This is a genomic window from Pelagihabitans pacificus, assembly GCF_009371985.2.
Lineage (GTDB): Bacteria > Bacteroidota > Bacteroidia > Flavobacteriales > Flavobacteriaceae > Pelagihabitans > Pelagihabitans pacificus.
This window is the reverse complement of the sequence record NZ_VIKU02000001.1, coordinates 1,100,872-1,126,210: the sequence shown is the minus strand read 5'-3', so window position 1 is coordinate 1,126,210 and position 25,339 is coordinate 1,100,872. Positions and strand designations below refer to the sequence as shown.

Sequence of the window (25,339 nt, the reverse complement as noted above, 5' to 3'; positions counted from 1 at the left end):
ATCTATCAGCGGTTTAGGTAACTTCCTATTATCACCAAGGGTGAAATTTCAAGTGCGCAAAGGTACAAAATAAAATAGAAAAAATGAGTCGCAATGAATTTTTGATGATTCCTTAGTGTAGTGACCAAACCAATGGCATTCACCAACAGAATTAGGAATATCGCTAAATAAACTACAAAGATTGCGTCCCGTAAAACAAAAGAAAGGGTCACATTCGCAAGGAACATGATTACACCGCTATAGTTGAGGTACGATAGCTTTTTGAAAATAATCTCGGAAATGACTTTTCTGGAGCCAAAAATATAGCCGTTGCCCAATTGCAATGCGACTTTTAGGAGTAAAAAAAGTAGTAGGAACGCCAAAATAATCAAGAACATGCCAGGGTATGAATCATGACCAACATCCAAGAGGATATTTTGAGCCAGATAAATAAAAAGCGCAAAATTGATGGTCTGGAAAATAGTAAAGAAAACGTGAAACCAATTTATCAAGCGATCTTTTTTGTTATACATAAAAACGTACTTGTTGTTGAAGGGCAGAATAATGAAGTTCAGAAATCTGCTATAGAACATGCTTTTGGCCATTACAACGAAAAGAAGGCTCGAAAAAATCAGGATGGTGATCCAATCAGTGTTAGTTGCCGTTCTAAGAATGGGTTCCATTTATTCTAATTTGATACTGTTTCCGTTGAGTCCATATCGCAGACCGTTCTCAGAGATCCCTATTCTAAAGTATCCAGGGTCTTTCATTTTTGGTTTCGGAAGTTTAAACGTAAAATTCGTCGTATCATTTGATTTCAAGACCACAATTTTCCCATCGATCGGTCGAACGCTCATCGGAATTATATCCTTGATGCGCTTGTAATCGTTCAAATATCCCACTGCAAACTTCAATTTCGATAAATCGATATCGGTATCATACGGGTTGTAAACCTGTAGCAAATGTTCCTCTTCGCTCGAAAGGGTAAAGGTTTTGGGTTTTACATAGGCGCGTAGCTTTCGGAACGACTCAAAGTTTTCGATATACTTTCCATAGTAAATATCCCCTTTTAAATTGGTAAAGGCCACTTCTTCGTTGGTCATGAATGGAGATACATAATAGACGTTCCGATGCTGCACGGTACGTTCACTTTCATCTATGGAGTATTGGTTTTGCCGGTAATTGATATTGTTCAACGAATAGGTTGGGACATCCCTATAAAAGGCATACATCGGTGCCAGCCGGTACGTATTTTCGAAGACTACAGGGATATCTCCTATCTTTGATTTCAGTTCGCCTGTCCATAGCTTGTTACCATGGCTTTCGTAATGTACGGGAAATAGAGCGGGGATTACCAAGCCTAAGCGCAGATACAGCAATACCGCAATGTTGATCAGTCCCATTCGGAAAATCCATTTTCGCGTCTTGACATCCTTGATTAAATGGTAGAACACCAGAATAACGAGAGGAATCGAAACCACGATAATCCATTGCGTCTGTACACGTCGGTTAAAGCTCGAAACGAAAAAGAACAGCAACACCCCATAGGTAAGGAAAACCAAGGCCCGTGTGAAAGTATCCTTAGGCCGGGTTTTAAATAGCGCACGGTACACCCATGGGAAAGTGAGCCCAAAAAGAGCTACTAGATTGACCAAAAAACCAAGGGTATATTTGTCGAATCGATAGGCATCGTTCGGTCGCTCGAATAAGTGGTATTTGATCGAGATGAAGTTGTTTTGGTATAACCATAAAAAATGGGGTAGGTAAGCGAGTAACGAAACCGCCACGGCCAGCCAGGCGTATTTATTGGTCAGGAGTTTTAAATTGGAAAGCAGCACAAACACAATGACCAGTACTGCGTGGTACTTACTGTACATGAGCGCTGCCATTACGAGGCCTAAAAAAATGCCCGCTAAAGCCGAGGGTTTCTCGGTAAATCTTTTATATACCAACAAAAAAAGTGCGGTAAAAAACAAGAGTGGTGTATCGGGAAGGGTGAAGAATCCGTAGGCATTCAAAAGTGTCATAGAGAACGCCAGGATGAAGAAATGGGGTATGAAATCGTTTTTTTTGGGGTGGTCGATGGTCAACCAAAGTGTTGCCAGTGTTGCAACGGAGAATAGGCAGCTAATAAAACGTACCCCGAGTTCCCCTTCAAAAAAAAGACAACCGGCCCGAATCATCCAAGCGACCATGGGCGGATGATCAAAATAACCAAAGGCCATATCCTGTGCATAGTGCCAATAATAGGCTTCGTCGAAAATAAGTTCCGTAAAGTGTGCCTGCAATAGATTGATGGCCAAAATAGCCCCTAAGAGATATAAAAAGATTTTGGGAAATTTTGATGGCATGTATCGTGGCTGATTCAGAAATCAAAATTACAAATTCTTGCCTATCCCTATCCTCTAAAAAAAGCATAAATACCGTTCACCTATTTTAACACCCTGATTGAAAATACTATTTTTGCCAAAATGAATTTGTTCGCATCTTTCTTTTTACCCACAAACCAGAAACTCGGATACGTTCAATAGTTTAAAAATTAATGTCCGACAGTCTAGTAATTATCCCAACTTACAATGAAATCGAGAACATTGAGGCGATTGTCAAGGCCGTCTTCTCCCTGAAAAAGGGTTTTCATGTACTGGTTGTCGATGACAATTCACCAGATGGCACGGCTGCACGGGTCACCGAAATGCAGCACGAATTTGGAGACAAGCTTTTTTTGGAAGTACGAAAGGAAAAATCAGGTTTGGGCACGGCCTATATTCACGGATTCAAATGGGCCATTGCCCGTAAGTACGATTACATCTTTGAAATGGATGCGGACTTTTCCCATAATCCGCAAGACCTGGAGCGACTTTACCAAGCATGTGCCAATGGGGCCGACATGTCGATAGGCTCTCGCTACAAAAAAGGGGTCAACGTGGTCAATTGGCCACTATACCGCGTTTTGTTATCGTATGGTGCCTCATTTTATGTAAAAATGATTACGGGCATGCGGGTACATGACCCTACCGCCGGTTTCGTGTGCTATAAGCGTCATGTTTTGGAAACTATCGACCTTGATTCGGTTCGTTTTATCGGCTATGCCTTCCAGATAGAGATGAAGTTCAGAACCTATCTTCAAGGATATAAAATCGAAGAGGTGTCGATAGTCTTCCGCGATCGGGTGAAGGGGAAATCCAAAATGAGCGGATCAATTATCAAGGAGGCCGTTTGGGGGGTCTTTGTAATGAAATTGCGTAGTATGTTCCAGAAAAAACGATTTTAATATGGGGAAGCAGTTGCTTAAAAACGTGATGTTGGTCAATGAAAATCGCATCCATGAAAGTGATGTATTGGTAAAGGACGACATCATTCTCAAAATTGACCGTGATATCAGCGACCCGCAAGCAAAGGTGTTTGATCTTCATGGACACTATTTGCTGCCCGGCGTAATCGATGATCAGGTACACTTTCGGGAACCCGGCCTCACCCATAAGGGGACGATTGCAACGGAAAGCAGGGCGGCGGTTGCCGGGGGTATTACCACCTTTATGGAACAGCCCAACACCAACCCACAGACCACTACCATCGAGAAACTGGAGGAAAAGTTTCAAATAGCCGCCCAGAGTGCCTTCGCCAATTATTCCTTTCTGTTTGGCGGTACCAATGACAATTTGGAAGAAATAAAGCGTTTGGATAAAAATGCCTGTTCCGGGGTGAAGCTGTTCCTGGGTTCCTCAACGGGCAATATGTTGGTCGATGACGAGGCGGTCATAGAGCAGATTTTTCTCAATACGGAAATGGTCATCTCGGCACACTGTGAGGACGAAAGTACCATTAGAAAAAATTTGGCGAACTATATCTCCCGTTACGGGGATGACATTCCGGTCAAGTTTCATCCCGTTATCAGAAGCGAAGAAGCGTGTTATCTTTCTTCCTCAAAGGCCATTGCGCTGGCAAAAAAAACGGGGGCGCGTTTGCATGTGTTCCATTTATCTACGGGAAAGGAGACCGAATTGTTCCGAAATGACATCCCACTGTCACAAAAGAAAATAACGGCAGAGGTATGTATTCACCATTTGTGGTTCTCCGAGGCGGATTACGACACCAAAGGAACCTTGATCAAATGGAATCCTGCCGTGAAAACGGCCGCGGACAGGGAGCAGCTATGGAAAGCCCTTTTGGATGATCGTTTGGATGTCATTGCCACCGACCATGCGCCACACTTACTTGAGGAGAAAGACAATGTCTATACAAAGGCCCCGTCAGGAGGACCTTTGGTACAGCATGCCCTACCTGCCATGTTGGAAAAGGTTCATGAGGGGGCGATTTCCTTGGAAAAAATGGTGGAAAAGATGTGCCACAACCCCGCGATTCTTTTCGAGATACAAGGACGGGGGTATTTGAGGGAAGGCTACTATGCTGATATGGTAGTGGTCGATATCAATAATCCTTGGAAGGTAACGCCTTCGAATAGCGTATATAAATGTGGATGGTCGCCTTTTGAGGGGACGACTTTTAAATCACAAATTACCCATACTTTTGTAAACGGACATCTGGCCTACGAGAAAGGTCGTTTTTCCGAGCTGCGAAAGGCTAAGAGATTAACTTTTGAAAGAGATTAAGAACCATCCAAGTTTTTTTTTGCTGTTGGGGGCAGTGATACTGTTTTCCTGTGGGGAGCAGGTACTGGAGCCACCAGAAAGACTAATTCCCAAAGAGAAAATGGTGGAAATGCTCACTGATTTGAGCTTGATCAACGCGGCAAAGACGACGAATGTATCGGTACTAAGGGAAAACGGTATCGAACCGATGCCCTATATTTTTAAGAAATACGGGGTCGATAGTGCACAGTTTGTACAGAGTGATCGCTACTACGCGTCCTTACCGGTCGAGTATGAAGATATTCATACCAAGGTAAAGGAACGAATAGAAAAACAACAAGAGGAAGTAGTGCGACAAAAAAAAATCAATGATAGTCTTAAGTTGTTGGAACGTGAACGGAAAAAATCATCTTCGCCCAGCAAAATGAAAAAGGAAATCACGAAAACTACCGATTCTCTTCCATAAACTTTGAACAGGAGAAACCAATCGCCGCATTCAAGGGCTCAAAACTAAAATCGAAATCTCTTTGGATTTTTGAGTTGTCATAAGACTCCTGATGTCTTAATGAATGGATGCTGTTTTTGGTAAGTCGTCTGCCGCGGCCAGATATACTGTGCCAGAGCCAGTCAAGTAGTCGAAAAAGCCCTAGTTGCCAAAATTGAAGCTGTTTTGTAGGTGCTTCCAAACCGAGGTTGGTCTGCAACAATGTCATTATTTCCCGATAACTCCGGTTCTCGGATACGGCCAGATACCGTTCGTTAGTGACATTGGAATGCATCAATCGATATAACATTCGAACCACATCGTTAACGCCAACAAAACCTGTTCCTCCAGGGAGGTAATAGGAATACCCTTTCTTTGCAATTGCAAAGAGCGTTCCGCTTCCACCTTCCCAAAAACCGGGACCGATAATGATACCGGGATTTATGATAACAACGGGAAGCCCTTCCTGTGATCCGCGCCACACTTCCAATTCCGCTTGGTATTTGGAACGGGCATATACATTGGCATGTAATTCCAAAAACTCATTTTCTTCGTTGATTTTGGCACTATCCGCACTACCTCCCATAGTGGCTATACTGCTCACGTAACATAGTTTTTGTACGCGCTTCGCGAGGCAAAGGTTAACGATGTTTGCCGTTCCCCCCGCATTGATCTTTAGTAGGGCATCATAGTCATTGGGATCAAAAGAGATGAATGCGGCCGAATGATACACCCGGTCGATACCTTCAAATGCGTTTTCCAAGGCGGGAATATCATTGACGTCGGCTTCGACCCAATCTATTTTCTGAAATAGTTCAGTGGGATTCCCGACATAATAGGAAAACACTTTCCGTACGCGCTGAAGATCGCTTCCCTTACGATGAATGGCCCTTACCGAAATACCATTCCCCAACAAGTGCACCAGCAAATGTGACCCCACCAAACCTGTACCGCCAGTGACCAAAACCATGGGCTAAAGTTAGCGATTTGGGCCGGATTATTTTGCTTGGGGCAAAAGACAAAACCCAAGGGGAGTTCTTTATATTTGCAGGATAAACACAAATCAGGAAGCATGGCTTTTAATTTTGTCGAAGAATTAAAATGGCGGGGTATGTTGCACGATATGATGCCCGGTACCGAGGAGCATTTACTGAGCGGAATGCAAGCTGCCTATGTGGGAATCGATCCAACGGCCGACTCCCTCCATATCGGCCATTTGGTCAGCGTGATGATGCTACGACACTTTCAGCTGGCCGGGCACAAGCCCTACGCCTTGGTCGGTGGGGCCACTGGAATGATCGGGGACCCCTCGGGTAAATCCGCGGAGCGCAACCTGTTGGATGAAACTACCCTGCGCTATAATCAGGAAGCCTTAAAGGCACAATTGGCCCGATTTTTAGACTTCGAAAGCGATGCCGAAAACGCGGCGGTCTTAGTGAACAACTACGATTGGATGAAAGATTTTTCATTTTTGGATTTCATCCGCGATGTTGGCAAGCATATTACGGTCAATTATATGATGGCGAAGGACTCGGTGAAAAAACGCCTTTCTTCGGATTCCAAAGAGGGTATGTCGTTCACTGAATTCACGTATCAATTGGTACAAGGCTATGATTTTCTGTACCTCTACCAAAACCACCATTGTTCTCTGCAAATGGGCGGTAGCGACCAATGGGGGAATATTACCACAGGTACCGAACTGATTCGAAGGATAGCCGGTGGAAAGGGTTTTGCCTTGACCTGTCCGTTGATCACCAAGACCGACGGGACCAAGTTTGGGAAGACCGAAGGCGGCAACGTGTGGTTGGATGCACACCGAACCTCTCCCTATCGATTTTACCAGTATTGGTTGAACACCTCGGACGAAGATGCGGAGAAATACATCAAGATATTCACCTTTCTTTCGAAGGGGGAAATCGAACAACTGGTTGGGGAACATCGAGGGGCCCCACATCTACGATTGCTTCAGAAGAAGTTGGCGGAAGAGATTACCGAGATGGTACATTCAAAAGAGGATTTGGAGAACGCTGTGCGGGCGAGCGAAATTCTTTTTGGGAAATCGACCTCCGAGGATTTGAAAAAGTTGGACGAAAAAACCTTCTTAGAAGTTTTTGAAGGGGTGCCTCAGGCCGAAATAGCAAAGTCCGAATTGGAAAACGGTCTCGATATGATCGGGGCGTTAGCCGCCAAAACAGGTTTTTTAAGCTCGAACGGGGAGGCTCGCAGGGAGTTGAAACAGAATTCGATTTCGGTCAATAAGGCAAAGGTCAAGGAAGACCATTTAATTACTTCGAACGACTTGATCAACAATAAGTTCGTGCTATTACAACGGGGAAAAAAGAGTTATTTTGTGTTGGTCTTTGACACCTGAATTTTACAACTTTTCTTCTCTTGACATATTGCTAACATGAATTTATTGGTTTCAGGGTCTGTATTTTGAATGCTCATCTTTAATCGGTGGCGTGGTCGGATTTAATGAGATTTGGTTTTGCTCGATTGAGGAGTCTTGCTTGGAAGCACTATGTTTTTTGATAAAAGTTTCCTTTACTCTTTGGGACGTTAAAAAATATGGAATCCAAATCGCCGCGCCGACAAACCTCTTTCCAATATCGGCATATAAAGCTTGACCGTCCGAATCACTTAACAAGTTTGATGCCAACAGCTTCGTCAAAAAAAGGTCTACTATGGGAACCACTAAGCTAGTACCATAAAAGATGATCATTAAAGTGGGTATGCTTGATCGCTTTTGAAAAAACAATATGATCAATAACACGGAAAACATCAAAAATAAGTAATTATATAGTTGTTCCACCCCGTAAAGGAGCACTAGTGCAATTGGGCTTTCTGTGTCCGCCCGATATAGGGATAGCCATGTATTATGGTTTAAGGGGTCTTCTGTAATTATCTGTACAAGAACCACTATTGGGGTGAGTATCAAGCCAAGTGCCGGTAAAATAAGCCAGCCACCAATAGGTTTTTCCTCAATGTACTGATGTGACTCTGGATTATAGTCCCGATAAAGTTTAAGAAAAAAGAAAATCCCAAGACCAAGTGCGAGTATTAATACTAGAATAGAGGCCCAACTATACTTAAATCCTTCCAAGTTTTTATCATAGCTAATCATAAAGGATAAATCCTTAGTGATTTCATCATTTTTTGTCAACAGGTCCGAGACCTCACTTCCATCGATTGTTTCTATTTCGAGCTCGTAGGAGTGATCGATTGTGATTCTACTTCCAAGCCCTTGAACCGAACTTTTATAGGTAAAACCTTTCCCTTCAATAATTTTATCCGTGTCATTTACGTTCCATGGTTCGGGAAGATTGATAATGGTTTTTTGGTTAAAAGAATGGGGTTCCCCCAAATAGTAGGGCATACTTCTTTTCGCAGAGACGGGATAATTGATGAGCGATTCCAGTACTAAGGGATAGGCTTCGAAATAAAGGACACCTTGGTCGGTAGTAGACCACAATTTATTTATGCGGTAGGTTTCTTCGATATATAAACTATTATAAGAATTTCTAAGTCCATCATTTATCTTAATATCACCAGCAGGTTCTATCTCGTTATACAAACTACTATAGAAATTGGCATATTCCTTTTTAATTGATTCTTTCGAATTTGAGTTAAAGTAACCTCTAATGTAGTCGGCCTTGGCACCGGTGTACTCTGATTCTATCTTAATGAATCCGCTGCCTCCAATAGAGTCGATATTTATAGTCTCTGTAATCGATAAAGTGCTTTTGTCTCGGTTGGGAATAGGAATAAGTTGATTGGTATTAGGTTTTATCACAAGACCAAAATCGTAAGTTGGAAAACTTATGTTTTCAAGGTTTCCCCCTTGGTTGGATACCGTTGGATCAACAAAATAGTCTTGGTTTTCAAAGTTAAAGTATACAATACAATGATCGAACAGATTATGACTTGGTAATAATTCTTTTATCTCCTTTTTTAATTGCGTATTTACCAATAATGGATAAGCGCTCACATCGAGATCGGTCAACAGCGAAACCAACAGCAGCGATTTGTCCTTGCAGTCGCCATAGCGTTGTTTGTAAACTTTTGTTGGACTATTGGGTTTATAGGCTCCCATCCCCGATTCGAGGCCAAGATAGCGTACTTCATCTTGAACAAACCGGATGAGTGTCGTTATTTGTTCGTTCTTGGGGATATCCTCGATATCGAGGTCTTGCATAATATCAAAGTTGTTCCTAGGGTATTTGTACAACTCTTTTGCCCAGTCCACTACTTCTTTCCAGTTGTCGAGAGTAGAGACCGATACTCTTTTTTGCTTATTTATCCAGCTTGGTACGTTGTTATCATATGAAAAATAGTCGTGTCCCTCATTATCCCAAATGTATTCCCTGTATCGTCGGGATTCGATGATTTCAGGTGGTTTTGCATTATTAAAAAGTTTGAAATTCAACTTTCGCGACTTATCGAGTACTACACGGCTATAAATCTGATTTACTGGTGCAGTATACTCTTGATAAAAGGTAGTCGAGTAATGATTTTTATTGATAGGATTGAAACCTCGAATACTATAGGAATATTCCAGAATATCGCCCTCACGAACATCGGAGAGATTTATTACCGCGGTCAGGGAACCATCATATAGCGACCTTTCCATATTGGTCTCCCTTTGAAACACATTGATTTCGCTATCGGCAAGCTTATCCATTTCAACACCTTCCCGAATCAGACTTATCTGGTGGAAATATAGCTTTTGATAGGAGGGATCGTAGGAGGCACTGATGTCTGACACTGCCTGCACTCCTTCCGAATTGATTATCTTAATGATATAGTGGCGATACAATTCCTTATCGGCTACATTGTCCTGAAAATCAAGAAGTAGGTATTGAAACCCACCTTGGTCTTCCAAAAGTTTGTGAGTTGTGTTTTCGGGGCGTGAAACGGGAGCTACCCAGTTTGGATGTGTTGTTTTGGATACTTTTTGGGCAGATGCCCCTAAGTTCCAAAGTAATAGGGCAAGTCCTATGGTTTGTATGAACTTGGACATAAAGTTTGCTGGTCTGCTGGTTTGGTTATGAAACGGCTAAAATAGAATTATATTGAGAAATAAGACGAATTTTAGCACAATCCTTGAGGGATTGTGCACCTCAACGATAAAATCGTTATCTTCTTAGTTATTTTGTGAATTCATACCAACCATTTACATAAAGTTACATGACCGATATCGAGATTGCCAAGGGAGTTACACTCGAACCAATTACGGAAATTGCCGAAAAATTCGGAATAGCCTCCGATGAAATTGAGATGTACGGAAAGTATAAGGCAAAGCTACCACTCTCCAAAATCAGTAAAACCAAGGCCGAACAAAGCAACCTTATCCTGGTCTCGGCGATATCGCCTACACCTGCCGGAGAGGGCAAGACCACCATTTCCATCGGTCTGTCGGAAGGGCTGAACCGCTTGGGCATGAAAACTACGGTCGTGCTTAGGGAACCCTCGTTGGGCCCTGTTTTTGGAATCAAAGGGGGCGCCACGGGAGGTGGGTATTCCCAAGTATTGCCCATGGAGGATATCAACCTCCATTTCACCGGTGATTTTGCGGCTATAGAAAAGGCCCATAACCTACTGGCAGCATTGATCGATAACAATATTCAGAGCAAGATCAATTCTTTGGGACTCGACGCCCGTACCATTTCTTGGAAGCGGGTATTGGATATGAACGACCGAGCGCTTCGACGAATTATCGTAGGTCTTGGGGGTACCACCTTCGGCGTTCCCCGTGAAACCGGTTTTGATATTACCGCGGCCTCGGAGATTATGGCCATTCTATGCCTGGCAGATGATTTGATAGACTTGAAAAGACGTCTGGGGGGAATATTTATCGGATACACCTTCGACAGAAAACCCATCTTCGCAAGGGATCTGAAAGCCGAAGGGGCCATGACCGCCCTTTTAAAGGATGCTATCAAACCGAATTTGGTACAGACGATCGAAGGGAATCCGGCTATCATCCATGGGGGGCCTTTTGCCAACATTGCCCAGGGCACCAATTCGGTCATTGCCACTAGGATGGGTATGTCGTTTTCCGAATATACGGTGACCGAAGCCGGGTTTGGTTTTGACCTAGGTGCGGAAAAGTTCTTTGACATCAAATGTCAAAGTGCGGCACTTTCACCCAAAGCCGTGGTATTGACTACAACTATACGGGCCCTGAAATATCATGGTGGGGTAAGCCTTACTAATTTGACCGATGAAAATTTGGAGGCATTGACCAGAGGGATTCCCAACTTGGAGAAGCATGTAGAGAATATTCGATTGTTCGGTTTGCCCTGTGTGGTAGCTATTAACCGTTTCGCTACCGATACCGACGAGGAAGTGGCACTACTTCAGCGAGAAGCGAAGAAATTAGGGGTGCGCGTGGCCGTAACAGAGGTTTGGGCCAAAGGTGGCGAGGGTGCCTTGGAATTGGCCAAAGAAGTGGTTGAACTAATCGAGACCAATGGTAATGGGTTTACTCCCTTATACGACTGGAACATGGATGTGCCATCAAAGATTGCAACGATCGCCACAAAAATTTACGGGGCAGAGCATGTAGACTATACGGCAAAGGCCAAAAATGATCTCAAAAAAATCACCAATCTGGGCCTTGGGAACCTACCTGTCTGCATTGCCAAAACCCAGAAATCGCTGTCGGACAATCCCAAACTCCTGGGAAGGCCAAAGGATTTTATCATTACGGTGAGGGAAATCGAAATTGCCGCCGGTGCAGGATTTTTGGTTCCGATTACGGGGGATATCATGCGAATGCCCGGTTTGCCGGCGCATCCTTCCTCGGAACAAATAGACATTGATGCCGAAGGAAATATCACGGGATTGTTCTAAATCCGTTTACTTTCCACAGGGGTAATTTTTCACTTTTTACCTGGGCCGGAATACTTTGGATGTTTTGGTCAGAGAACCATCAGATTGCATCCCCGGATATCGGAATGATCGAATCGGCCCGAGATTTCAAAACTACCGTCCTTCAGTACTTTTCCCAAATCTTGGGTAGCGATAAACGAACAGGAGTTGGCATTGGCCAAATCGATGATATTGATGCCTCCTGTTTTCCCTGATGTCTGATTGGTGAGAGGGTCTTCGGTATCCCGAACCATTACCCGCATCCAGGGTGGTGTATTAAAAACACCATTGCCTTTGGAGTAGGCTTGGGATAACAATTCGGTCATCCCATATTCGGAGTGAATGGTGTCCAGGCCAAAGCCCTCACCAAGGAGGAGATGCAGTTCTTTCCGAATCATTTCTTTTCTTCGGCCCTTCATACCTCCCGTTTCCATTACAACCGTATGTTGAAGGTCAAAACGATGTTTTTCCACCAAATCGAGTAGCGCAAAAGACACTCCTATCAGTAGCACAGAAGTTCCCCGGGCATCCAGCTTTTTCAAGGTACTTGCCAAACGATCAAGGTCACCGAGATAAAAACCACTTTCAGGATGTCCGCTTTTTTTGATGAGATCGTCGACCATATACACTAAGGAGGAGCCCTCGCGTTCAAGATAGGAAGGCAGTAGCGCCAATATACAGCAGTCCGTTATGGGTCCGTAGAAATGTTCAAAACCTTTGGTGTAGCTCTGTTGGTACAGTTGCAAATCTGTCACAAAATGTTTGCTGGTACTACTCCCTGTGGTACCACTACTTGTAAAAATGGCTTGGGGCGTCCTGTCATTGGACAGGATTTTTTTGGATTTGAAAAATTCTATGGGCAGAAAAGGAATGTCTAGAACCTGTTCTACGGAAGTGGTGGTGACACCTAAATGGTCACAAAATTGTTGGTAAACAGGATTTTTTTGATACTGATACCGAAAAACTTCCAGGGCAATGGCATCAAATTCCGCCGCGCTGCCGATAGTAAAGATTTTCCGGATGCCGATCATTAAGCAAAATTAGCCAATTTGGCTTTCACTCGATACCTTAAAGGAAAGATAGGTAGCTACTAGCGATATAAAGTAGTTTAGGTATTGAACCGAAAAATCGTGTTTACTTCACTACTAGTTTTCGCGTGCTCGTTTTTTGCGCTTCCATCACTTGAAGTACGTACACCCCTGGGACCAAATCGGAAATGTTCAAGATGTTGTTCTTGATGACATCCCGAAGTACGACTTCGCCAAAGACATCGTAAATGGCTACGGTCTTTTGCGCATTGCGGTCGGTAGTGATGTATACTACATCGTCAAAAACGGGATTGGGGTATAGTTTAAATCCAGGGACCCCCTCGTTTTTGGAGTCCTGTCGTGAAGGCGGATCTTGCCCAAAGGCATGCAGGGTAAACACTAAAAATAGCGCAGCGTAGAATAACTTCATAGGTATTGATTTGGGATCAACATAATAAAGGTAGTGAAAGGGGAAACCTACACCTTAAAATTGTTGTGAAATTCGACAAAATGTAGGTCAATGAAAAAAGGAATGCATTTCATCGGATTTTCTGGCGATTCGGGAACTAAAAAATGGTCGGAGGGCCATTCGGAAGAGGCACTTACTTCACAATCAACTTTCGCGTAGCTACTTTGTCTTTTTCAAAGACACGGAGCACATAAACACCGGTGTCTAGGTCGGAAAGACTCAATTCGGCACCAAAAATAGTCGTTTGGAGCACTTGGGTACCCAGGACATCAAAAATCAGTATTTTCTTGGGGGCATTGGCCGCCGTATTGATAAACACCTTACCATCGGTCACCGGATTTGGGTATAGGGTAAACCCATCAATTTCACCATTCGCCTTGGAGTCTTGGGCCGAGGCAAAAGTGATGAAAAGAAAAGATACAATTAGGTAAAAGTGCTTCATCTACAATAATATACGCTAAAGATACTAAAAATGATGTTTTATCATTACCAAATATCCATAATTGAGCAAAAATCCGGCCAAAATGCAAAGTGACCGCCCAATTGGTTTTGGACGGTCATTTATAAATTATTATAATTGAAACATGATTAAAACTGCATGCTGTACCCCAAAGAAATAGTTTGACCTGGGCTTCTGAACGAGAATATTCTATCTTCCGCCCCGAAAGATTTATAGAAGCTTTCAATATCGTCGTTTAGAATATTGGAGAAATTTAAGGATATTTTATGTTGTATCTCTTTCCCAAATTCCTTACTAAAATTCAATTTTAGGTTATGGAAAGGTTGTGTAAAAACATCTGGAATATCCCCGTTGCCCACAATTTCCAAAGTTTCTCCTTGAACGTTATAAAACAATCCTGCTTGCCATCCATTGTCCTCATTATCATAATTTACACCAAAGTTGATGAGATAAGGAGACTGACCTTGTAACTGCCTGTTATCATCCAGCGTTTCTCCCTCTCGGAGGTTGTCTCTCCTAGCATCTTCCTCATTTTCGCTGAAGTTTTGTTGAGATTCAATGATTGATATATTGGCATTAAGATTGAAGTCTTCCCAGCCTGGTATGAAACCCAAGTTTCTCCTAATTTCCAACTCAGCTCCAAAAACTTTGGCATCACCTAAATTCAAAGGCCTGAACTGACCTCTAGCTTCACGAATAAACTGCACTTCAATCGGGTCATCAAAAGTCTTATAGAAACCACTTACGGCGAAGAAGTTGTTTCCCTCCCCGTAACTCTCGAACCTGATATCGTAATTATTAATATAAGTAGGTTGTATATCGATGTTACCAATGAAAAATGTACTTGAAACCGGGTCAAATATCTCAGCAATTGAAGCCTCTTTGAAAGATGGGCGTGCAGTAGTCCTCGAATAGGAAGCACGTACCTTTTTATTGGCATCTTCATTCAAGTCGTAGATAAAATTTGCCGATGGAAAGAAATCGGTCTTGTCTAATATTTGTTCATCTTCAAGTCGGGTTCCATCCTGTCGTTCCCCCGTATACTTCAAGTCGAACATCTCCATTCGTACGCCCAATATGGCATTTAATCTTGAGGATAGTTTAAATTCTTCCGAAAGATAGGCGGCGGAAACGCTTATTTCTGAATCAAAGGTATCCGAAATATTGGAATCCCTTCGAACATAGGTTCCTTCGCCAGTGTCCAGGGCATAAATATTATCCAGTGCTAAAACCTGATCGGCATCGCCTCCGAACTGTAGACTGAAGTTAGAACCTCTTGACTGTACGGGAAATGCAAACTGGTCTACCACAAAATCTCGTTGTTTATAAGTGTAGGCACCTCCGAACTTCAATTTTGCATCCCTTCCGAACAATTGGTGTTTTCTAGTGATATCCAATTTACCGGCTAGATTGATTTCTTGCAGATCCCTCCAAATGCGGGTGGGATCACCGGCCTCACTTGGTGAAATGGTAAATGTTCCGTTGTCGTTGGCGAGAAAAGGTGTGACCCTAAAGTCCTTATCGTATATTCGGGATAAGGTAGGAGCTATTTTCCATTCAGTAGACCAACTGGCGTCCTGATTGGTATGCAGACCGTTCAGCAAAACATTGGTAATTGAGCGTTCTGTGTATACAAGAACATCTCTGAAGTTTACGTTGGAATTAACACTAAAGTTTTCCTGACGAAGATAAGAGGCATTGCTTTCCCCGTTTTGTATATGAAGCACGTTGAGTTTATATTTTGACTGTTCGGTTTTAAGTGATATACCTGCTAAACCGTTTAGCAATATGCTATTGATTCCCAAATCACCGATTTGCGTTCTATCATCGATCAGCTCGAGAACAGATCTATCTTGGTCATCTTTCCTAAAAACTTGCCCATTTATGTAATCCTCATAAAATTCTGTGGTATTTCTGTAGGAGATTGAGGCAAGGTAACCCAACCTTTTTGTGCCATCCTCGTTTAAATTATACTGATTTCCCGCGGTGAAGCCAAAATTGAAATTCATCAAACTCTGTTCTTGTTGGGCAGCCAAGGTAGACTCAAACCTCCGGGTTAGTTGTCGTACCGTTACACCATCCTGTGCTGGAATAGGAATCTCAGTACTTTGTTGAATTGGCAAATCCCTTAATCCATCGTCAAACCCTAGAAAATCGGTATCGCTACCTTCATAACTAAGATAGTCGTTGTTAAAATGCATCGTGGAATTGTAGCCTACCCCCAAAGAAATACTATATTCCTCCTTTGTTGGAAGGTCTTTGGTAACAATATCAACAACTCCTCCTGTGAAATCGGCAGGTTGATCTGCGGTAGAAGACTTAACGACGATGATATTATCTAAAATGTTAGTCGGGAAGATATCTAGCTGCAACGTGTTTCTATCCGGGTCTAGTCCGGGTACGTCAACACCGTTAAGAATGGATTTCGTGTATCTATCTCCCAAACCACGGACGTACACAAACTTTCCCCCTTGAACCGAAACACCAGGAACACTTTTCACAGCGCTTGCTATATCACTGGCACCCGAACGTTTAATGCTCTGAATTGATAGCCCATCCAAAAGCGCAACGGATCGTTTCTGCAGATTGAGTACCGAAGCTTCAGTATTCTTTGATGCCGTGGTTACTACGACCACTTCATCCAGTTGGCTGGAGGCAGGATTTAGTGTTACGTCCACTATGGTTTCCGACCCAGGATTTACATTTACCTCCGTAATTTCCTTGGTTTCATAACCGAGAAACGAATAAACAATGGTGTAAGTGCCAGGCTCGAGGTTCAATGTATACTTTCCATCGAAATCCGATGTCGTTCCTTTTGAACTGCCTTTAACCAAAACATTTGCAAAGGGCAAAACATCATTAAACTCGCCATCGTTCACGGTACCCGATACAGTTCCTTGTTGTGCCGATCCATAAAATATCGACAAAAAAACAAAGAAGACAAATGTGATTCTGAATTTCATAAAATTCTATCTTAACTCGATTTGTTAATAAATGAATTGCCCGCCTTTGCAAAAAAGACGAGCAACTCATATTAATTAATTCCTTTTTTTAGGAAGACAGCTTTCTTAAAATCCAAGATTAGCCGTGTTGTTGGAATAAGTCCATGAAAACGCAGAGGTATTGGCACCTACTGTAGCTGAGGCTGTATCAGCAACAGAGGAAGAGAAGGTGGCGGCATCTGTCTCAAACGAAGATCCAACATCCGAGCGGTCGTCAAAAATCTCATCAGAAGAAGTAACACCTTCGGGAAGAACAATTTCCCATGCTGAAAAAGTTAGTTCTCCAGCAGTATAGTTTGCAGCTACCCCATCATTATCCAGTTCTACGTCAGACAAGACCAAATCTGTCATTTCGCCATCTACTTCAATCTGTCCTATCCCAGTGAATCCTGTAACTAGTACATTACTGGTAGATCCTTGGGCATTTGAACGATAATCCGCAATTTCACCCTCAGACACATTTTGATCCAAACCAAATAATGTTACATCCGTAAGGGTGAAGGCTCCATCTAAAGAACCTTCCGGACCATCAATCTCTAGAGCATGATCCGAAATGTTTCCTTGTACCACTACTACATTAGTGATGGTTCCAGAATACGCCTGATCAATATCGATGGCATCATCTCCCTGTGCCCAGACGAATAAATTTGATGCGTTGACGGAACCTCCAAAGAATTCGATTCCATCGTCGACGTTGCCCACTACTTCCACATTATCAATGGTAGTACCGCTACCTACTCCGCCTAAAGTAAGTCCATTAATTTCATTTCCTTCACCGATTAAGGCTCCACCGTGTCGAATGGAAACGTACTGGATAGTTCCGGAATCATCAGCATCATCATTCCCTCCATAAAGACCGTTGGTGTCACTAGCGGGTATTCCTTCTATTTGGGCCTCCGTGGCATCGCCATCCAAAGAAACAGGAGCGTTGCCCAAAACTATCAATCCACCCCACAAACCTCGATCATTCTCGGTAAGATTGGTACCGGCAGTCTGTCCAAGTTCGATATTATCAGCTACAGATGTAAACACAATAGGCTGTGTCGCTGTACCCAATGCCTCGATATTCGCACCCCGTGCTATAATCAATACGGAAGCGTTTGCCCCTGTACCTGCAAAAGCCTTGATAATAGTACCAGCCTCTATGGTCAAAGTGGCACCATTCGTTACCGTAATTCTACCTTGCAACTCGTAGATATTGTCAGCGTTCCAAGTAGTATCCGAGGTAATATTTTCCGATACCTCGATAATACCTCCGGTAGTGTCACATACTTCTGGACATGAACCACCACAATCTACCCCGGCTTCATCGCCATTTTGGATACCGTCGGTGCAGGTTGGCTCCACCTCGCAGGCTTGACAGTTTGGCCCGCCGCAGTCGAGGCCTGTCTCCCCTTGATTCTGAACCCCGTCATTACAGGTCGCTACAGGCTCGATGGGGTCATTGTCATCGTCGCCACAAGAGACTAACGCCAACATTCCAACAATTGACATAGCAAAAATTACTTTTTTCATTTTTTTAGATTTAAATTTCATAATTAATGTTTGAATTCACTCTTTTTGAACCACTGCAAATAAACGGGGCTGCTGTAAAAGCCGTGTTACCCCTTTGTTAAACCTTTATTTTCTATTGGTTAATTAAATGTTACGATATTAAATGAAAGTTAAGCGGTTTTGCCCTTAGCGTATTATCTTTACATTTGACGGAGTATGCAATCCGCGAACAGATGAAAAAAAGTGAAACAAAAATCCTGTTAATAGACGACGAACCCGACATTTTGGAGATTGTTGGGTATAATCTCTCTGCAGAGGGCTATCAGGTGTTTACGGCCAAAAATGGGGCCGAAGGAGTTGAAAAGGCCAAAAAGAAGCAGCCGCACTTGATTATTCTTGATGTGATGATGCCGGAAATGGATGGTATCGAGGCCTGCGAGATTATTCGGGGCACTCCAGGACTGGAACACACGATCATCACGTTTTTAACAGCTAGGGGCGAAGACTATTCCCAAGTAGCTGGTTTTGATGCGGGGGCCGACGATTACATTACCAAGCCCATTAAGCCCAAAGTATTGGTAAGTAAAGTAAAGGCACTGCTTAGAAGATTGAAAGAGAACGATAAAAAAGAGGAGGAGGACATTTATCGGGTGGGAAACTTGGTCATAAATCGGGAGGAATACAAGATAGTGAACGAAGGAACCGAAATTATTCTTCCCAGAAAAGAATTCGAGCTGTTATCCCTACTTAGTTCAAAACCCAACAAGGTCTTTAAACGCGAGGTCATCCTGGATCGGGTCTGGGGCAATGAGGTGGTGGTCGGCGGGCGTACCATTGATGTACATATTCGAAAACTACGCGAGAAAATCGGGGACGAACACTTCAAGACCGTTAAAGGGGTCGGCTACAAGTTCGTTATATAGGCAATTGTTCGAAATTTACCTATTATTGCCTGGGGTTCCTCCTTTAGGAATAAGAGTGCCTTTGTTCTTTCAAGAAGGTGCCCATGCATCAAAACAATCCTGAATGGCCATTAAACTCAAAAAATCATACAAGTTTGCCTTACGGTCGGCTTTTCTGTTGACCTTGTGTTCGGCGATATTGTTGGGAGTGTTTTTCTATGTTCAGCGGTCGTTCGATGGGGTTTTCCTGTTGCTCTTTAGTATTTTATTTTTCATCCTTTCCTTTGTCATACTCCAATATCGGATACAACGGTACATCTATCGAAGAATTAAAAAGATTTATGACGATGTGGCACTTTTGGAGTCCTCCTCCTTGACATCGGATCCCATTACGACCGATATGAAAACCCTGACGGCGGAAATCGAAAAGTTTGCCAAGGACAAAAAAATCGAAATAGACACCTTAAAAATCCGGGAAGAGTATCGAAAAGACTTTCTCGGCAATGTTTCCCATGAGCTAAAAACCCCTTTGTTTACCGTACAGGGGTACCTTGAAACACTGTTGGAAGGCGCCATTAACGATAAGAACGTACGTAAAAAATATTTACAGCGCGCCAATAAGGCAGTGGAACGTCTCATCTACATCGTCAAAGACCTGGATCTGATTACCAAGTTGGAAGCGGGGGAGCTGAACGTGGAACGTTCCGACTTTGATATCATCGAACTGATTCAAAGTGTTTTCGAACTGTTGGAGATGAAGGCGGCCAAAAAAGAGATTACCATGACTTTCGACATGGAATATCCCGAACCCATTTATGTGAACGCGGATCGGGAAAAAATACAACAGGTACTGACCAACCTCTTGGTTAATTCCATAAAATACGGGCAACCGCAGGGTACTACCGAGGTGAGTGTTGAAAACCTCATTCGAAACAAAGTGATCGTGCGGGTAACCGATAATGGGGAAGGTATTCCAGAGCAATATATTCCTAGGCTCTTCGAACGGTTCTATCGTGTAGACCAGAGCGGTAGTCGAAAAGAAGGCGGATCGGGTCTCGGACTATCCATTGTGAAACATATTATCGAGGCCCATGGTGAAAAAATCTATGTTGAAAGTGTGGAGAAAGTCGGTTCGGAGTTTTCCTTTACGCTGGAGAAAGCAACCCCTTCCAAGGAATAGTTTTTTTCTAGTTTTGTACCAATAAATCTGTGTCCGGTGGGTAGTAAGAACAAGCTCAAACGATTCAAGGAGAACGAGACCTTCCAAAATGTGATTCAACCCAAAAGGGAGGAAGTCCTGAACGGACATTTTCCCCTCAAGGGTCAATGGTCCGAACATTTTGGGAACAAAAATCCTATTGTACTGGAACTCGGTTGTGGTAAAGGAGAGTATACCGTTGGCCTGGCAAAGTTGAATCCTACCAAAAATTATATCGGTATCGATATCAAGGGGGCCCGTTTTTGGCGTGGAGCGAAAACTGCCTTGGAAAAAGGGCTCGAAAACGTAGCCTTTCTACGCTCCCAAATCGAATTGATCGATGCGCTCTTCGGCGAAGGGGAGGTCGATGAACTATGGATCACCTTTCCAGATCCGCAAATAAAATACAAGCGTACCAAACACCGTATGACCAATCGACATTTTCTCGATAAGTATAAAACAATCCTTCGCCCGGGTGGACCGATCAACTTAAAAACCGATAGCGAGTTTATGCACGGTTATACCCTCGGATTGCTGCACGGATTGGATTTGGAGATCGTCTATGCCAACCACGATGTGTATAAAAATGAAGGTAGCCCCAGAGAGGTTTTGAACATCCAGACCTTTTACGAACAGCAATACCTGGAACAAGGAAAACCGATTACCTATATACAATTCAAGGTTCATTGACCATGCAACACCTATTGATCTTGTTTTTTGCTACATTCTCCGCTGCTGCCATGGCGACCGTACCTCCGGGATTGCTCAACATGAATGCCGCCAAGGTAAGTGTCGAAAAAGGGAAGCTGAACGGGATCATTTTTAGCTTGGGTGTATCGAGCATGATATTGATTCAGGCCTATGTGGCCGTAATGATCTCCAAGTTCCTATACCGAAATCCAGAGGTCATCGATTGGCTGTTAAAGATAGCCTTGGGTGTATTTGCCTTTTTCGCGGTATACTTTTTTGTCGCGGCCAGACGAAACCATGAACAGAAGCCAAAAGAAGTAGTAGTCAGTAAAAAGAACAGTTATTTCAGGGGCTTTTTATTAGCTGCGGTCAACCTATTGACAATTCCCTATTACAGTGGGCTCAATGCGATGTGGAATGCCTCCGGTTGGATCAAATTCGAGTTTGCCGATATCCTTACCTTTATTTTGGCCGCTGGCCTGGGTACGTTTTCCGTTTTGTACCTGTATGTGTTTTATTTTAACAAATTGGAACGAAAGACCGATGGCTTCTCACGTAACAGCAACTACATCCTAAGTGTCTTGATGCTGATGTTATTGGTCATCACTATTTTTAGAATATTTTATCGATGACAAATCCCGACAATCAAAATTTTTTCCAAAAAGTTTACAAAGTGGCCAAACAGATTCCGTATGGCCGGGTTACTTCCTATGGGGCGATCGCCAAGTACCTCGGTGCCGCGAGGAGTGCCAGAATGGTTGGGTGGGCGATGAACGGGGCGGGCAACATGCCCGAGGTACCGGCGCATCGAGTGGTTAATAAAATTGGTTTGTTGACCGGAAAGCACCACTTCGGAGGCACCAATTTGATGCAACAATTATTGGAGAACGAAGGCATTAAGGTCGTGGACAATCAGATACAGGATTTCGACAAACACTTTTGGGACCCCTTCAAGGAATTGGGAACCGATTTCTAAACCCCCTTAAATAGTTTAATTCTCAGGCTCCGCAAAATATATCCTGGAATCGTCACAAGTTCAATAGAAAGCATCACATCAGCCCGCCCTATCGTACCATATTACTTTTCAATCGCAACCCTTTAGCTTCTCGCGCCGATACTGTATCTTTGTAATTTAGAATCAGTTTGAATAACAGGCAGTTGCGGATATGAAAATAGAAAAGAAAGAAATTCTTCGAGCACTCGAAAAGATTACCGTACCCGGGGAAGGCCAAAATATGGTGGAAAGCGGGTCGGTAAAGAATGTGCAGGTTTTTGGGGATGAGGTCGAAATCGATGTCACTATCGGAAACCCGAGCCTTCAGGCGCGTAAAAAGACCGAAGTGGAGATTTTAAAAATTGTTCATCAGGAGGTCTATGCGAAGGCAAAGATCAAGGTGAATATAAAGGTCGATGCTCCTGCCGGCAAACCCAAGGTGAATGAAATCAAGGGGAAACCGATTCCAGGCATCCAGAACATCATTGCCGTGGCTTCCGGTAAAGGAGGGGTCGGGAAGTCTACGGTAACCGCTAATTTAGCGGTTACGTTGGCCAAAATGGGCTTCAAGGTAGGTTTATTGGATGCCGATATTTATGGTCCGTCGATGCCTATTATGTTCGATGTGGCGCATGAAAAACCGCTGGCTGTAACTGTCGAAGGTAAATCGAAAATGAGGCCGATTGAAAGTTACGGGGTGCAATTGTTATCCATTGGGTTCTTTACCCAACCCAACCAAGCCGTAATCTGGCGTGGCCCTATGGCGGCCAAGGCCTTGAATCAGATGATTTTTGATGCACACTGGGGCGAACTCGATTTTATGCTTTTGGATCTACCTCCCGGAACCGGGGACATTCATTTGAGTATCATGCAGGCCATGCCTGTAACCGGAGCCGTGGTCGTTAGTACACCACAGGAGGTGGCACTGGCCGATGCCCGAAAAGGAGTGGCGATGTTTCAACAAGACTCCATCAACGTGCCTGTCCTGGGGATTGTGGAGAACATGGCGTATTTTACGCCGGAGGAACTACCGAACAACAAGTACTATATTTTTGGGAAGGAAGGGGCCAAACATCTGTCCGAGGACTTGAACGTACCTTTCCTGGGAGAGATTCCGTTGGTGCAAAGTATCCGTGAGGCAGGTGATGTAGGAAGGCCGGCTGCGTTGCAGACGGCGACTCCGGTCGAAATGGCTTTTGAGCAGTTGACAAAGAATGTGGTCCAGGAGCTGGTGAAGCGAAACAAAAGTCTTCCTCCGACCGAGGCAATCAAGATAACAACAATGGCGGGATGTTCCGCAGTGAAAAAAAAGTGACATGACATCGGAAGAACTTAAAATAAATGTAGAAAAAGCCTTGGACGAAATCCGACCCTTTTTGCAGAGCGATGGAGGGAATATTTCCTTGGTTTCCATCGACAACGACAGCTCTGTAAAGGTACGTCTGGAAGGTGCCTGCGTCGGTTGCACTGTCAACCAAATGACCTTGAAGAGCGGAGTTGAAATGACTATAAAAAAATACGCCCCTCAAATCGAGGAGGTCATCAACATTTCCTAACACCTTAAACGTTGATGGCTGTTATCATATCACGACAACCTATCAATATTTTGCCATTATTCTAAACGGACGTAGTTAATGATTGAAACAGATATATTGATAATTGGCGCGGGACCTACGGGTCTTTTTGCCGTATTTGAGGCAGGTTTATTGCAGCTCAAATGTCATTTAATTGATGCCTTGCCACAGCCAGGGGGTCAGTGTACCGAGATCTATCCCAAAAAACCCATTTACGATATTCCCGGATTCCCAGAGGTATTGGCCGGTGAATTGGTGGACAACCTCATGGAACAGATCAAACCCTTTCAGCCAGGATTCACCTTGGGGGAACGTGCGGAGACCATTGAAAAAATGGAGGACGGTTCCTTTGTGGTCACTACGAATAAGGGTACCCGGCATCATGCCCCTATTGTCGCCATTGCCGGCGGATTAGGTAGTTTCGAACCGCGAAAGCCCTTATTGCAGAACATCAATGATTATGAGGAGAAGGGTATCGCGTATTTCATCAAGGACCCAGAAATATATCGTGATAAAAAGGTCGTGATTGCCGGAGGAGGCGATTCGGCCTTGGATTGGAGCATTTTTTTGACCGATGTGGCATCGGAGGTTACCTTGGTGCATCGTCGCAATGAATTTCGAGGGGCCTTGGATTCCGTCGAAAAGTTACAGCAATTGAAAAATCAAGGAAAAATCAACCTGATTACCCCTGCCGAAATCGTAGAATTACAGGGAAGGGACCTACTGGAAGCTGTCTTGATCCGAAAGACTACCAATGGTGATGACGACATTCGATTAGCGGTCGACTATTTTATTCCGCTATTCGGACTTTCCCCGAAACTGGGCCCTATCGCAGATTGGGGACTTGAAATCGAAAAGAATGCCATCAAAGTAGATAATACATTGGATTATCAAACCAATATACCGGGAATTTATGCTATCGGTGATGTCAACACCTATCCGGGAAAGTTAAAGCTCATTCTTTGTGGCTTCCACGAAGCTACGCTCATGTGCCAGAGTGCCTACCAACGTATTTTTCCGGATAAAAAGTATGTCATGAAATATACGACCGTAGGAGGCGTTCAAGGTTTTGATGGCTCTAAAAAGGAAGCACCCAAAGCCGTTGTAAAGACGATCGACTAATTTCGACCAACTATCCAATAAAATTGTAATTTTGCCGCTTGTTTCCATGTTGTTGGAACAGAATCGATGTTTGTAAGAGCAGAAATATATCTATGTCAGACATAAAAATTAAGATTACGGATAGGGAGGGCGTTCCCCATGAAGTACATGCCCCGACCGACATGAACATGAACCTGATGGAATTGGTGCGCACCTATGAGCTCGCCCCGGAAGGTACCATAGGGGTCTGTGGCGGCATGGTCATGTGCGCCTCTTGTCAGTGCTATGTCAAATCGGATCATGAACTTCCCGAAAAAACCGACGAGGAGGATGCCATGCTATCCGAAGCTTTCTACGTGGAGGATAATAGCCGGTTAGGCTGTCAAATACGTATTACCGAAAACTTGGAGGGACTCGAGGTGGTGCTGGCGCCGGAGAGTTAAGTTGTTTTAAATACAACACAAATTCTATGGTCAAATACAAGATTGAAACTATTGCATTT

At 43.6% G+C, this 25,339-nt stretch carries 23 protein-coding genes; 14 read left to right on the top strand and 9 right to left on the bottom strand.

Features of this window, described 5'->3' with window-relative positions:
• Nucleotides 1-5 precede the first annotated feature (5 nt).
• Both FK220_RS04940 and FK220_RS04935 read right to left on the bottom strand, forming a co-directional pair.
• Nucleotides 6-662 (bottom strand): DUF4271 domain-containing protein, encoded by a 657-nt coding sequence (locus tag FK220_RS04940; RefSeq protein WP_152573150.1) that lies wholly within the window; start codon nucleotides 660-662, stop codon nucleotides 6-8.
• A complete protein-coding gene (locus FK220_RS04935) occupies nucleotides 663-2,330 on the bottom strand; it encodes an ArnT family glycosyltransferase (RefSeq protein WP_152573149.1) in 1,668 nt (555 codons plus the stop codon).
• A 191-nt stretch (nucleotides 2,331-2,521) separates the two neighbouring features.
• Here FK220_RS04935 and FK220_RS04930 point away from each other — a divergent pair, with 191 nt between their 5' ends.
• From FK220_RS04930 to FK220_RS04920, 3 genes are read left to right on the top strand one after another with little or no spacing between them, the layout of a single operon-like run.
• Nucleotides 2,522-3,250, top strand: a complete 729-nt coding sequence (locus FK220_RS04930) for a polyprenol monophosphomannose synthase (RefSeq protein ID WP_152573148.1) — start codon at nucleotides 2,522-2,524, stop codon at nucleotides 3,248-3,250.
• A gap of 1 nt (nucleotide 3,251) precedes the next feature.
• A complete protein-coding gene (locus tag FK220_RS04925) occupies nucleotides 3,252-4,589 on the top strand; it encodes a dihydroorotase (protein ID WP_152573147.1) in 1,338 nt (445 codons plus the stop codon).
• On the top strand, nucleotides 4,576-5,034 hold the full coding sequence (locus FK220_RS04920) for a DUF4296 domain-containing protein (RefSeq protein ID WP_238718899.1): 459 nt from the start codon (nucleotides 4,576-4,578) through the stop codon (nucleotides 5,032-5,034). The genes FK220_RS04925 and FK220_RS04920 overlap by 14 nt, the downstream gene beginning before the upstream one ends.
• Here the strand turns inward: FK220_RS04920 and FK220_RS04915 are convergent.
• On the bottom strand, nucleotides 5,015-6,022 hold the full coding sequence (locus tag FK220_RS04915) for an NAD-dependent epimerase/dehydratase family protein (RefSeq protein ID WP_152573146.1): 1,008 nt from the start codon (nucleotides 6,020-6,022) through the stop codon (nucleotides 5,015-5,017). The two genes, FK220_RS04920 and FK220_RS04915, sit on opposite strands and share 20 nt — an antisense overlap.
• A gap of 102 nt (nucleotides 6,023-6,124) precedes the next feature.
• Here FK220_RS04915 and tyrS point away from each other — a divergent pair, with 102 nt between their 5' ends.
• Entirely contained in the window at nucleotides 6,125-7,423 is a 1,299-nt protein-coding gene (gene tyrS, locus FK220_RS04910) for a tyrosine--tRNA ligase (protein ID WP_152573145.1), read from the top strand.
• A 51-nt stretch (nucleotides 7,424-7,474) separates the two neighbouring features.
• Here tyrS and FK220_RS04905 read toward each other — a convergent pair whose 3' ends face one another.
• On the bottom strand, nucleotides 7,475-10,072 hold the full coding sequence (locus FK220_RS04905) for a DUF3857 domain-containing protein (RefSeq protein WP_152573144.1): 2,598 nt from the start codon (nucleotides 10,070-10,072) through the stop codon (nucleotides 7,475-7,477).
• Nucleotides 10,073-10,239: 167 nt separating this feature from the next.
• Between FK220_RS04905 and FK220_RS04900 the strand changes: the two genes are divergently transcribed.
• Complete coding sequence (locus FK220_RS04900; RefSeq protein ID WP_152573143.1) at nucleotides 10,240-11,907, top strand: formate--tetrahydrofolate ligase; 1,668 nt, start codon at nucleotides 10,240-10,242, stop codon at nucleotides 11,905-11,907.
• Nucleotides 11,908-11,975: 68 nt separating this feature from the next.
• On the opposite strand, the gene FK220_RS04895 is transcribed toward FK220_RS04900, so the two are convergent.
• From FK220_RS04895 to FK220_RS04875, 5 genes are all read right to left on the bottom strand, one after another.
• Nucleotides 11,976-12,956 carry a LuxE/PaaK family acyltransferase gene (locus tag FK220_RS04895; RefSeq protein WP_152573142.1) on the bottom strand — a complete coding sequence of 327 codons (981 nt, stop codon included), beginning with the start codon at nucleotides 12,954-12,956 and terminating at the stop codon, nucleotides 11,976-11,978.
• A gap of 103 nt (nucleotides 12,957-13,059) precedes the next feature.
• Complete coding sequence (locus FK220_RS04890; RefSeq protein ID WP_152573141.1) at nucleotides 13,060-13,383, bottom strand: T9SS type A sorting domain-containing protein; 324 nt, start codon at nucleotides 13,381-13,383, stop codon at nucleotides 13,060-13,062.
• A 172-nt stretch (nucleotides 13,384-13,555) separates the two neighbouring features.
• Nucleotides 13,556-13,864 (bottom strand): T9SS type A sorting domain-containing protein, encoded by a 309-nt coding sequence (locus FK220_RS04885; protein ID WP_152573140.1) that lies wholly within the window; start codon nucleotides 13,862-13,864, stop codon nucleotides 13,556-13,558.
• A gap of 146 nt (nucleotides 13,865-14,010) precedes the next feature.
• A complete protein-coding gene (locus FK220_RS04880; protein WP_152573139.1) occupies nucleotides 14,011-16,845 on the bottom strand; it encodes a TonB-dependent receptor in 2,835 nt (944 codons plus the stop codon).
• A 105-nt stretch (nucleotides 16,846-16,950) separates the two neighbouring features.
• A complete protein-coding gene (locus FK220_RS04875) occupies nucleotides 16,951-18,399 on the bottom strand; it encodes an autotransporter outer membrane beta-barrel domain-containing protein (RefSeq protein ID WP_152573653.1) in 1,449 nt (482 codons plus the stop codon).
• A gap of 212 nt (nucleotides 18,400-18,611) precedes the next feature.
• Here FK220_RS04875 and FK220_RS04870 point away from each other — a divergent pair, with 212 nt between their 5' ends.
• The 9 genes from FK220_RS04870 (at nucleotide 18,612) to FK220_RS04830 (ending at nucleotide 25,280) form a co-directional block, all read left to right on the top strand.
• A complete protein-coding gene (locus tag FK220_RS04870) occupies nucleotides 18,612-19,301 on the top strand; it encodes a response regulator transcription factor (protein ID WP_152573138.1) in 690 nt (229 codons plus the stop codon).
• A gap of 103 nt (nucleotides 19,302-19,404) precedes the next feature.
• Nucleotides 19,405-20,460, top strand: coding sequence for a sensor histidine kinase (locus FK220_RS04865; RefSeq protein WP_152573137.1), 1,056 nt, complete (start codon nucleotides 19,405-19,407; stop codon nucleotides 20,458-20,460).
• 36 nt (nucleotides 20,461-20,496) lie between these two features.
• Complete coding sequence (gene trmB, locus FK220_RS04860; protein WP_152573136.1) at nucleotides 20,497-21,168, top strand: tRNA (guanosine(46)-N7)-methyltransferase TrmB; 672 nt, start codon at nucleotides 20,497-20,499, stop codon at nucleotides 21,166-21,168.
• 2 nt (nucleotides 21,169-21,170) lie between these two features.
• Complete coding sequence (locus FK220_RS04855) at nucleotides 21,171-21,800, top strand: LysE family transporter (protein ID WP_152573135.1); 630 nt, start codon at nucleotides 21,171-21,173, stop codon at nucleotides 21,798-21,800.
• A complete protein-coding gene (locus FK220_RS04850; protein WP_152573134.1) occupies nucleotides 21,797-22,144 on the top strand; it encodes an MGMT family protein in 348 nt (115 codons plus the stop codon). Before FK220_RS04855 ends, FK220_RS04850 begins: the two co-directional genes overlap by 4 nt.
• A gap of 190 nt (nucleotides 22,145-22,334) precedes the next feature.
• Entirely contained in the window at nucleotides 22,335-23,477 is a 1,143-nt protein-coding gene (locus FK220_RS04845) for an Mrp/NBP35 family ATP-binding protein (RefSeq protein WP_152573133.1), read from the top strand.
• A 1-nt stretch (nucleotide 23,478) separates the two neighbouring features.
• Nucleotides 23,479-23,718 carry a NifU family protein gene (locus FK220_RS04840; RefSeq protein ID WP_152573132.1) on the top strand — a complete coding sequence of 80 codons (240 nt, stop codon included), beginning with the start codon at nucleotides 23,479-23,481 and terminating at the stop codon, nucleotides 23,716-23,718.
• A 78-nt stretch (nucleotides 23,719-23,796) separates the two neighbouring features.
• Nucleotides 23,797-24,858 (top strand): NAD(P)/FAD-dependent oxidoreductase, encoded by a 1,062-nt coding sequence (locus FK220_RS04835; protein WP_152573131.1) that lies wholly within the window; start codon nucleotides 23,797-23,799, stop codon nucleotides 24,856-24,858.
• Between the two features lie 92 nt (nucleotides 24,859-24,950).
• Entirely contained in the window at nucleotides 24,951-25,280 is a 330-nt protein-coding gene (locus tag FK220_RS04830) for a 2Fe-2S iron-sulfur cluster-binding protein (protein WP_152573130.1), read from the top strand.
• Nucleotides 25,281-25,339 lie beyond the last annotated feature (59 nt).

Bases quoted from the DNA above. Each gene is read 5' to 3' on its own strand.
- FK220_RS04940 (WP_152573150.1), bottom strand. From the start codon at position 662: ATGGAACCCATTCTTAGAACGGCAACTAACACTGATTGGATCACCATC.
- FK220_RS04935 (WP_152573149.1), bottom strand. From the start codon at position 2,330: ATGCCATCAAAATTTCCCAAAATCTTTTTATATCTCTTAGGGGCTATT.
- FK220_RS04930 (WP_152573148.1), top strand. From the start codon at position 2,522: ATGTCCGACAGTCTAGTAATTATCCCAACTTACAATGAAATCGAGAAC.
- FK220_RS04925 (WP_152573147.1), top strand. From the start codon at position 3,252: ATGGGGAAGCAGTTGCTTAAAAACGTGATGTTGGTCAATGAAAATCGC.
- FK220_RS04915 (WP_152573146.1), bottom strand. From the start codon at position 6,022: ATGGTTTTGGTCACTGGCGGTACAGGTTTGGTGGGGTCACATTTGCTG.
- tyrS (WP_152573145.1), top strand. From the start codon at position 6,125: ATGGCTTTTAATTTTGTCGAAGAATTAAAATGGCGGGGTATGTTGCAC.
- FK220_RS04905 (WP_152573144.1), bottom strand. From the start codon at position 10,072: ATGTCCAAGTTCATACAAACCATAGGACTTGCCCTATTACTTTGGAAC.
- FK220_RS04900 (WP_152573143.1), top strand. From the start codon at position 10,240: ATGACCGATATCGAGATTGCCAAGGGAGTTACACTCGAACCAATTACG.
- FK220_RS04895 (WP_152573142.1), bottom strand. From the start codon at position 12,956: ATGATCGGCATCCGGAAAATCTTTACTATCGGCAGCGCGGCGGAATTT.
- FK220_RS04890 (WP_152573141.1), bottom strand. From the start codon at position 13,383: ATGAAGTTATTCTACGCTGCGCTATTTTTAGTGTTTACCCTGCATGCC.
- FK220_RS04885 (WP_152573140.1), bottom strand. From the start codon at position 13,864: ATGAAGCACTTTTACCTAATTGTATCTTTTCTTTTCATCACTTTTGCC.
- FK220_RS04880 (WP_152573139.1), bottom strand. From the start codon at position 16,845: ATGAAATTCAGAATCACATTTGTCTTCTTTGTTTTTTTGTCGATATTT.
- FK220_RS04875 (WP_152573653.1), bottom strand. From the start codon at position 18,399: ATGAAAAAAGTAATTTTTGCTATGTCAATTGTTGGAATGTTGGCGTTA.
- FK220_RS04870 (WP_152573138.1), top strand. From the start codon at position 18,612: ATGAAAAAAAGTGAAACAAAAATCCTGTTAATAGACGACGAACCCGAC.
- FK220_RS04865 (WP_152573137.1), top strand. From the start codon at position 19,405: ATGGCCATTAAACTCAAAAAATCATACAAGTTTGCCTTACGGTCGGCT.
- FK220_RS04855 (WP_152573135.1), top strand. From the start codon at position 21,171: ATGCAACACCTATTGATCTTGTTTTTTGCTACATTCTCCGCTGCTGCC.
- FK220_RS04850 (WP_152573134.1), top strand. From the start codon at position 21,797: ATGACAAATCCCGACAATCAAAATTTTTTCCAAAAAGTTTACAAAGTG.
- FK220_RS04845 (WP_152573133.1), top strand. From the start codon at position 22,335: ATGAAAATAGAAAAGAAAGAAATTCTTCGAGCACTCGAAAAGATTACC.
- FK220_RS04840 (WP_152573132.1), top strand. From the start codon at position 23,479: ATGACATCGGAAGAACTTAAAATAAATGTAGAAAAAGCCTTGGACGAA.
- FK220_RS04835 (WP_152573131.1), top strand. From the start codon at position 23,797: ATGATTGAAACAGATATATTGATAATTGGCGCGGGACCTACGGGTCTT.
- FK220_RS04830 (WP_152573130.1), top strand. From the start codon at position 24,951: ATGTCAGACATAAAAATTAAGATTACGGATAGGGAGGGCGTTCCCCAT.